Origin of the sequence: Micromonospora sp. NPDC048843, from assembly GCF_040649965.1 — a bacterium.
Taxonomy (GTDB): Bacteria; Actinomycetota; Actinomycetes; order Mycobacteriales; family Micromonosporaceae; genus Micromonospora; species Micromonospora hortensis.
This window is the reverse complement of record NZ_JBEZGJ010000256.1, coordinates 1-7,375: the sequence shown is the minus strand read 5'-3', so window position 1 is coordinate 7,375 and position 7,375 is coordinate 1. Positions and strand designations below refer to the sequence as shown.

Below are 7,375 nucleotides of genomic sequence, written 5' to 3'. Positions count from 1 at the left end.
CACCACCCCCCGGCGGGGGCGGCGGGCCGCGCGGGCCCCTGACTCCACCCCGAGAGGGAGGTGGGGTACCTCGGGGTATGCCCCTGGGCGTACCCGGAATCACTCCGTGGAGGGGCGAAAGTGTCGGTGGTGCCGGCTAGATTTCTGGGCATGGAAGAGCACAGCGACCGGCTGGACGTGCAGGTCAGCGTGGGTGACCAGATGGTCCTCGTGCGGGTGGCCGGCGAGATCGACATCGCCACGGTGGCCGCGTTCCGGTCCGCGCTGTGGTCCGCGCCGGCCCGCCCGGTGCTTCAACTGGAGTTGTCCGGGCTGCGGCTGCTCTCCGCCGCCGGCGTTCGCACGCTGCTCGCGGCTCATCTACGCGTGCGGGCCTGTGGTGGCGAGCTGGTCCTGGTCGACCCGAGCCCGGTGGTGGCGCGGGTGCTGCGCGTCAGCGGGCTGCATCGCGTGATGCCGATTCTGGAGCTGACCTCGCCGATCGAGGCCGCGCGTCGCCCGGTGGTCGCGACCACGGACCTGCAACTGGCCGCCTGACGCTGGTCAACGAGGTGGGCCGCCACCGTCACACCCGGGCGTGGGGCCGCCGGCCTGGCCGGCGACCCCGACAATCGGTCAGCTCACGCCGAGCAGGTCGACGACGAAGACCAGCGTCTCGCCCGGCTTGATGACGCCGCCAGCACCCCGGTCGCCGTACCCGAGGTGCGGCGGAATGGTCAGGCGGCGGCGACCGCCGACGCGCATGCCGGCGACGCCCTGGTCCCAGCCGGCGATGACCTGACCGCCGCCGAGCGGAAAGTCGAACGCCTCGCCCCGGTTCCACGACGAGTCGAACTCGTTGCCGGTGGAGTGCGACACGCCGACGTAGTGCACGCTGACCAGTTGGCCCGGCTCGGCCTGCGGGCCGTCGCCCACGGTGATGTCCTCGATCACGAGGTCGGCCGGCGGTGCACCCTCGATCGGACCAACCTCGGGCTTGCCCGACTGGGCGCCTGCTGCCTGGGTCATGCGGGGATCTCCTGCCGTGTTGGGTGATGTGTCCGGTCACCGTCGATCCTGCCGGATCACCCCTCACCGATGTGCGGCGGACCCGCAACCTGCTCCGCGGCCCCCTCCTCCGGCACTGCACCGACTTCGTTCGACCGTCCGATGCCGGGTCGGGCGTTCACCTAGGCTCGGAAAGGGCCGGCCGGCCTGGTTGACGGGCGGTGCGCGGTGGTCGATGCGGAGGGCGTCGGTGGCTGAGGCGACGGTCGCGGTCCCGCTGTGGGCCTGGGCGGCGGTCGGCGCGGTGATCGCGGTGCTGCTCGCCGTGGATATGCTCCTGCACCGGGACAACCACGTCATCGAGCTCCGCGAGGCGCTGCTGTGGAGCGCCGTCTGGATCGGCGCTGGTCTGCTGTTCGGGTTGGTCGTCTGGTGGGGCCTCGGCGGTGACCCGGCCATCGCGTACTTCTCCGGCTACCTGCTGGAGAAGGCGCTCTCGGTGGACAACGTGTTCGTCTTCGCGCTGCTCTTCGGCTACTTCCAGGTGCCGTCGGGCTACCAGCACAAGGTGCTGTTCTGGGGTGTCGTGGGGGCGCTCGTCTTCCGGCTGCTGTTCATCTTCGCCGGTGCCGAGTTGCTGGACCGGCTCGCCTGGGCCGGGTACGTGCTGGGCGCGTTCCTGATCTGGACCGGCTGGCGGCTGGCCGTACGCGGGAAGCCGGACGTCGACCCGGAACGCAATGTCGTGGTCCGGCTGTTCCGGCGGCTGGTGCCCACCGACGCCCGCTACCACGGCGACCGGTTCACCGCCCGGGTGGCCGGCCGACGGGTGGCGACGTTGCTGCTGGTCGCGCTCGTCGCCATCGAGGCCACCGACGTGGTCTTCGCCATCGACTCGGTGGCGGCGATCCTCGCCATCACCACGAACACCTTCCTGGTCTGGACGGCCACCGCGTTCGCCGTCCTGGGGCTGCGCAGCCTCTATTTCTGCCTCGCCGGGCTGCTGCGCCACTTCGGCTACCTGCGGTACGGGTTGGCGCTGCTACTGGCCTTCGCCGGGCTGAAGCTGATTCTCGCCGAGACGCCGGTGGGCAAGCTGCCGGTCTGGTTGACCCTGGCCGTGGTGCTGCTGACCCTGGCGGTCTCGATCGGCGCCAGCACCGTGGCCGCCCGCCGCCGAACCGCTGGCTGAGCCGCCGAACCGCTGGCTGAGCCGTCGGGCGGCGGTCGGGGTCAGCCGACCAGCACCGGCCGGGACAACTGGTCGGCGAGCAGCGCCGGCGCCTCGGCCAGGGACGGGCCGTACCAGGTGAGGTGCCGCCCGGAGAGCAGGGCGCAGGGTACGCCGGGGAACGCCTCCGGGCCGTCGTCGGCGGTGAACCGGTACGGCTCATCGGGCAGGACCACCAGGTCGGGCTCTCGTTCGCGTAGTTCGGTGAGGCTCGGGCGGGGATAGCGTTCGGGGTGCTCGTCGTAGGCGTTGAGAACGCCGAGGCGGCGCAGCACGTCGCCGGCGAACGTGTCGCCGCCGAGCACCACCCACGGCCGACGCCAGACCGGCACCACCGCGCGTCGGGTAGCCGTCAGCCGGGGTGGTGTGGCCCACGCCCGCCGGGCGGCCCGCAGCCAGTCCGGCTCCGTCGGTGCACCCAGTTCGGTCAGCAGGTCGCCCAGCTCGGTCAACGCGCCGGCAACGGTCCGCGGATAGGTGACCCGCACCGGTACGCCGGCCGTCCGTAGCGCCTCCGCGTCGGCCCGACGGTTCTCCTCAACGTTGAGCAGCACCAGGTCGGGCCGCAGCGCGCGCACCCGGTCCAGATCGGGGTACTTGCTGCCGCCGACCCGGGCCACGTCGAGCCCGGCCGGGTGGCTGCACCAGTCGGTGGCCCCGACCAACGCTCCCGGCACTGTCAGCGCCACCGCCTCGGTCAGGGACGGCACCAGCGACACCACTCGCACCCGCGTACCTCCATTCGCCGCCGACACCGATCATGCCCCTCGGGTCGGCGTCGGGTCACTGGCGGCCGGGCTCGATGCGGGCGGTCACGTCGAGGTGCGCGGGCTGGCAGTTGGTCGTCGCCGCGAATCGGCGGACCGCGGCGCGGACGTGCTCGCGTACGCCGGCGGTCGGAGCGTCGGCGTTGAGGTCCACCCGGATCCACACGTCGGGGTGCGGTGGCGCGCCGGTGAGCACCACCCGGGCCCGGCGTACCCCGGGGTTGCCGGTCAGGTCGCGTACCAGCGCGTCGGCGAGGACGTCGGTGGCCAGCCGGGTGCGGCCCGGCCGGCGTCCGGGGTGGCTCAGGGTGCCGCGCAGCGTACCGTCCGGGCCCCGCAGCTCCCGGGTCAGCAGGCGTTGCCCGGCCAGCGCGAACAGCGCTCCGGCGACGGCCGCGGCCAGGGTGCTCCACGGGGCGGCGATCCGCCACCAATCGACCAGCTCGGCGCTGAGCAGCATCGCCGCCGGGTCGGCGCCGGGCAACGTGCCGAGGCTGGCCGTCAGCGCCGCCGCGCCCCCCGCGATTAGCAACAGCGCGATGATGGTCCACAACAGTCGGTGCCCGGCGTTGGTCACGCCGGCCGTCGCCGAGGCAGCAGCCGGACGTCGATCCGGGCGGGGCGGGGTGCGGTGAGGTGGCGCAACTCCTGGCGCACGGCGAACTCGATCTCCGCCTCGGCTGCTGGGTCGCCGGTCGCGCGCACCCGGGGGCGCCACTGGCCGCCGCGCCGTCGGACCCGGACCCGGGCGCGGCGGACGCCCGGCACCGCGCTGGCGACGGCAGCGAGCCGCCGTTCCACACAGCGCCGGTGCAGGTACCAGCCGTCGCGCTCGTCGGCGCGCAGGCGGACCGGCGTCCAGCGGCGCAACTGGGCGACGAGGATGACCAGGCCCAGTAGGAGGGCCCCACCGGCCACGGCCCGGACTGTGGGGTCGCGCCACCGGGTGCCGCTCAGCGCGTCGAACCAGCCGCTGGTGTCGATCGGTGTCGGTCGGTGCACTGTGAGCAGCAGCGCCTGGACGGCCGCCGCCGCACCACCGAGAAGCAGAGCGGTGGCCAGCAGCAACGAGGCGACCCGGTTGGCGGTGCGCATCTCAGTCGTCCTCCGGTGTGGCGGCACCGACGCCGGAGGAGTCGACGCCGGGGACGAGCAGGTCGTCCACGGTGACGGTCACCACCGCCACGCTGAGCCCGGTCTGGGCGGCCACCCGCTCGGTGACGACCGCCCGGACCGTTTCGGCGATCGTCGGCACGCTGTGCCCGTACCAGGTGATCAGGTGCAGATCGAGTGCGACGGACCGGTCATCCAGGCGCACCGCCGCCGGGCGGACGACGGAAACGCCCGGCACGAGGCTGGCCGCCTGCACAGCGATCCGCGCGACGTCCGCGGTGTCGCCCGGGCGGCGTTCCGCACCTGTCGTCCCGGCGACCAGTCCGGTGCTGGGGTTCGTCCCCGCGGACGGGCGGGTGGTCATCCGCGCCGCCGAACGTCGGCACGGCGGTCGCCAAGACCGGTCACCGCGAGGTCGCCGTCGAGCACCCGGACGACCAGCCAGCCGAGCAGGCCGGCGAGTACGGCGAGGGCGGCCACGCCGACGCCGGCCAGCGCCCAGACCGCCACGGCGAGGAACCCGGCGAGGAAGCCGAACTGCTGTCGCGACATGGTCACCTCCGGGCCGGTCCGGTACCGGCGGTAGCTGGATACACCCGGCGGCCATCCCTGGAACGTCGGCGTAGCTGTGATCCGCGTCACAGGAGAAGTCGGTGGCCCATGATCGACCACCTAGACTCGGCCCGGCTCGACCGACCGGCGGATGGATCAGGCAGATGACGAGCATCGGGAGCGACGACCGCGGTTGGCTGCGGGCGATGCCCGCCGAGGCGGGGCGCGACGCGCTGCTCAGCCGCGCTGGCCATCGGGTCCTGGCGGCACGCCGGCTCACCGATCTGCTCCAGGGTCGCCCGCCCGGCGTCACCGGCAGCCAGTGGACCTCGGCGAGCCGCGCCAGCTTCGACTTCGTGGTCTACGCCGCCGACACCGGCCGTCCGGTCGTCGCCGTGCAGATCGGCCCGGTGCCGTCTTCCGGCTCGGCCGAGCAGCGCGTGGAGCGGCTCACGGACGCGGTGGGCGCGGCCGCCGGCCTGCCCGTTCTGCGGATCGGGTCGCCCACGTTGAGCGCCGCCGATCATGGCCGCCGCCTGGTCGAGTACGTGATCGACGCGCGGGCCTACGCTGCGGGCGGGCCCACCGCAGCCGGGACCGAACCGGCACCGGTGGGCTTCCGGGACATCCTGGGCCGGCTGCCGGACGGGCGTACCGGGCCGGTCAACGACCTCGGCGCGCTGACCCGCGCGGCGGCGGTCGAGGTGTACGTGGCCGGGCAGGTGGCCGACCCGATCGTGCGAGGACTGCACGTCCGCTGGGTGGACGGTCCGGCACAGGGGTGGAGCTGGGTGCACGTACGCCCCGACGCGTGCCTCATCGAGCAGGTCTCGGTGACCGAGCACCGTTTCTCCTGCGGCATCGACGCGGCCCGGCTGGCCGAGGATCTCGCCGCCGTCGCCGTGGGGGAGCGACTGCGGGAGAACGCCGTCGCCGACCTGCTGTCGCGCGCCGAGTGGACCGCGCAGATCGCCGCGCTGAGCCAGCGCCGCCACGAACTGGTCGGCGGGTTCGCCTTCGACCACCTCTGCGCCGACTGACCAGCGCCCGTTTCACCTGCTGATCCCTGCTCGGCACCGGCTCCGTGTCCGGCCCCGGCAATTTCCTGTGCGTCTGTTGAACCTTCCCGGCCGCCGCCCCGTACTCCTGCGCGAATGAACAGGATCTCCCCATCCGCGTCCACCGGGCGCGGGAGACGGTGCGGAAAGGGCATCGTCGGCCATCGACGCATTACCGGGTAGGTCACGGTGGGTCGCCACCGCGGCGTGCCACCTCACATCCGTCGGTCCGCCGAGGGCAGAAATCCACTACCGGATCGAGAAGGAGAGCAATTCGATGCGCAGGTCCACTCGGGCGCGCCGGCCTTCCGGCAACGCGCGGAGCAAGCGTCTGCTGGCAGTTGTCGGCACGCTCGCGGTCTTCGGCGGAGTTGTCGCCGTGACTCAGATTTCGTCGGCCCAGGACCGGCGGACAAATAAGCCACGTCCGGCTTCCGGGCAGTGCGTGGAGCCGAGCCCGGGCGCGACCGCGCCGACTGGTGGCGGCTCGACCAGCCGGACCTGGCAGAACGGTCGGTGGGTGCGTAATCACTGGGGTGACGGACAGCAGTCGGTCCCCGAGTGCGAGGACGGCAAGGACGGCACTGTGGGCACCGGCACGGCCATCGCCTGTCCGGACGTGGCGGCCAAACTGCCGCAGGTGCCGAACCGGGCGCGGGCCGAGGTGGACCGCAACCTCGCCCAGTTGCAGACCCAGATCGCCGAGGCGGACCGCCGGCTCGCCGCCGAGGGCAACAAGGGTGAGGCATTCATCCGCAACGCGATCCTCCAACCGTTGGCCGGCAAGCGCCGCGCCGTGCTGGATCGGATCACGACCGCCATCGACCGGGCCGGACCCCGGCCGCAGGGCCTCGCGCAGCTCGCCGAGTGCCAGGTGCAGCCCACCGGCGGCACGGGCGGCAACAACGGCGGCGGCACCACGCCCACCACCACCCCCGGCGGTGGCAACAACGGCGGTGGCAACAACGGCGGCGGGAACAACGGCGGCGGCACCGCGCCCGGTGCCGGGCTCGGCGTACTCGCCAACGACTGCGACGAGAGCCGGCTCCAGCCGCACGACGGTTTCCAGAACGGCAACCGCTGCGTGAGCACCGAGTTCGGTGAGGTCGGCGCGGCGGCCAACAACCCGTCGCTGCTGATCACCCAGTTCCCCGAGCAGGTCGGCCAGAACCAGCCCTTCACCCTGAGGGTCAGCACCCGCAACCTGGTCCGGGACCGCTTCCTGGCCGCCGGTCAGGGTGGCTACTACGTGGAGAGCTCGCTCCTCAACGACCAGGGCCTGGTCCGCGGTCACTTCCACACCGCCTGCCGGATGCTGGACAGCCTGACCGCTCCGCCGGAGCCGCAGGAGGTGCCCGCCTTCTTCGTCGCGACCGAGGACGGCCGCGGCGGCGCCCAGCCCGACGAGGTGACGATCCAGATTCCGGGCCTGCCGGAGTCCGGTACCGCCCAGTGCTCCGTCTGGGCCGGTGACGGCTCGCACCGCCTGCCGATGATGGAGCGGGCCAACCAGACCCCCGCCTTCGACTCGGTGCGCATCGACGTCAACTGAGCTGACGTACCAACGGCGGCCGGCCACCCGGGGCGACATCGTATCCGGTGTCCGGTTGGCTGGAGGCGCCGAATCCCCGGCGATCGTAGGTGATCACCCGGTGGCCGGCGTTCAG

General features: G+C 73.0%; 10 protein-coding genes and 1 pseudogene. 4 read left to right on the top strand and 7 right to left on the bottom strand.

Annotated features, from left to right (window positions below; translation table 11 throughout):
* The first annotated feature begins 150 nt into the window (after window positions 1-150).
* Entirely contained in the window at window positions 151-537 is a 387-nt protein-coding gene (locus tag AB0C20_RS33745; protein WP_357569520.1) for an STAS domain-containing protein, read from the top strand.
* Between the two features lie 78 nt (window positions 538-615).
* On the opposite strand, the gene AB0C20_RS33740 is transcribed toward AB0C20_RS33745, so the two are convergent.
* Window positions 616-1,008 carry an FKBP-type peptidyl-prolyl cis-trans isomerase gene (locus AB0C20_RS33740; protein WP_357188634.1) on the bottom strand — a complete coding sequence of 131 codons (393 nt, stop codon included), beginning with the start codon at window positions 1,006-1,008 and terminating at the stop codon, window positions 616-618.
* A 229-nt stretch (window positions 1,009-1,237) separates the two neighbouring features.
* Here AB0C20_RS33740 and AB0C20_RS33735 point away from each other — a divergent pair, with 229 nt between their 5' ends.
* Window positions 1,238-2,179 (top strand): TerC/Alx family metal homeostasis membrane protein, encoded by a 942-nt coding sequence (locus AB0C20_RS33735; protein ID WP_357569519.1) that lies wholly within the window; start codon window positions 1,238-1,240, stop codon window positions 2,177-2,179.
* Window positions 2,180-2,220: 41 nt separating this feature from the next.
* Here AB0C20_RS33735 and AB0C20_RS33730 read toward each other — a convergent pair whose 3' ends face one another.
* Genes AB0C20_RS33730 through AB0C20_RS33710 form a run of 5 tightly spaced genes read right to left on the bottom strand, consistent with a single transcriptional unit; the run spans window position 2,221 to window position 4,650 of the window.
* Window positions 2,221-2,946, bottom strand: coding sequence for a helical backbone metal receptor (locus AB0C20_RS33730; RefSeq protein ID WP_357188638.1), 726 nt, complete (start codon window positions 2,944-2,946; stop codon window positions 2,221-2,223).
* A gap of 55 nt (window positions 2,947-3,001) precedes the next feature.
* On the bottom strand, window positions 3,002-3,562 hold the full coding sequence (locus AB0C20_RS33725) for a hypothetical protein (protein ID WP_357188640.1): 561 nt from the start codon (window positions 3,560-3,562) through the stop codon (window positions 3,002-3,004).
* Window positions 3,559-4,080, bottom strand: coding sequence for a hypothetical protein (locus tag AB0C20_RS33720; protein WP_357188642.1), 522 nt, complete (start codon window positions 4,078-4,080; stop codon window positions 3,559-3,561). Before AB0C20_RS33720 ends, AB0C20_RS33725 begins: the two co-directional genes overlap by 4 nt.
* Before the next feature lies 1 nt (window position 4,081).
* Window positions 4,082-4,462 carry an Asp23/Gls24 family envelope stress response protein gene (locus AB0C20_RS33715; RefSeq protein WP_357188644.1) on the bottom strand — a complete coding sequence of 127 codons (381 nt, stop codon included), beginning with the start codon at window positions 4,460-4,462 and terminating at the stop codon, window positions 4,082-4,084.
* Window positions 4,459-4,650: a hypothetical protein gene (locus AB0C20_RS33710; protein ID WP_357188646.1), complete on the bottom strand. Its 192-nt coding sequence runs from the start codon at window positions 4,648-4,650 to the stop codon at window positions 4,459-4,461. Before AB0C20_RS33710 ends, AB0C20_RS33715 begins: the two co-directional genes overlap by 4 nt.
* A 164-nt stretch (window positions 4,651-4,814) precedes the next feature.
* Here AB0C20_RS33710 and AB0C20_RS33705 point away from each other — a divergent pair, with 164 nt between their 5' ends.
* Window positions 4,815-5,690: a hypothetical protein gene (locus tag AB0C20_RS33705; protein ID WP_357188648.1), complete on the top strand. Its 876-nt coding sequence runs from the start codon at window positions 4,815-4,817 to the stop codon at window positions 5,688-5,690.
* A gap of 295 nt (window positions 5,691-5,985) precedes the next feature.
* The gene (locus AB0C20_RS33700; RefSeq protein ID WP_266302568.1) at window positions 5,986-7,260 is read left to right on the top strand and encodes a hypothetical protein; all 1,275 of its coding nucleotides are present in this window, start codon (window positions 5,986-5,988) and stop codon (window positions 7,258-7,260) included.
* A gap of 37 nt (window positions 7,261-7,297) precedes the next feature.
* Here the strand turns inward: AB0C20_RS33700 and AB0C20_RS33695 are convergent.
* Window positions 7,298-7,375, bottom strand: a pseudogene (locus AB0C20_RS33695) (alpha/beta hydrolase); the annotation flags it as partial.

Excerpts from the sequence above, each read along its gene's own strand:
- AB0C20_RS33745 (WP_357569520.1), top strand. The coding sequence starts at position 151 with ATGGAAGAGCACAGCGACCGGCTGGACGTGCAGGTCAGCGTGGGTGAC.
- AB0C20_RS33740 (WP_357188634.1), bottom strand. The coding sequence starts at position 1,008 with ATGACCCAGGCAGCAGGCGCCCAGTCGGGCAAGCCCGAGGTTGGTCCG.
- AB0C20_RS33710 (WP_357188646.1), bottom strand. The coding sequence starts at position 4,650 with ATGTCGCGACAGCAGTTCGGCTTCCTCGCCGGGTTCCTCGCCGTGGCG.
- AB0C20_RS33715 (WP_357188644.1), bottom strand. The coding sequence starts at position 4,462 with ATGACCACCCGCCCGTCCGCGGGGACGAACCCCAGCACCGGACTGGTC.
- AB0C20_RS33720 (WP_357188642.1), bottom strand. The coding sequence starts at position 4,080 with ATGCGCACCGCCAACCGGGTCGCCTCGTTGCTGCTGGCCACCGCTCTG.
- AB0C20_RS33700 (WP_266302568.1), top strand. The coding sequence starts at position 5,986 with ATGCGCAGGTCCACTCGGGCGCGCCGGCCTTCCGGCAACGCGCGGAGC.
- AB0C20_RS33705 (WP_357188648.1), top strand. The coding sequence starts at position 4,815 with ATGACGAGCATCGGGAGCGACGACCGCGGTTGGCTGCGGGCGATGCCC.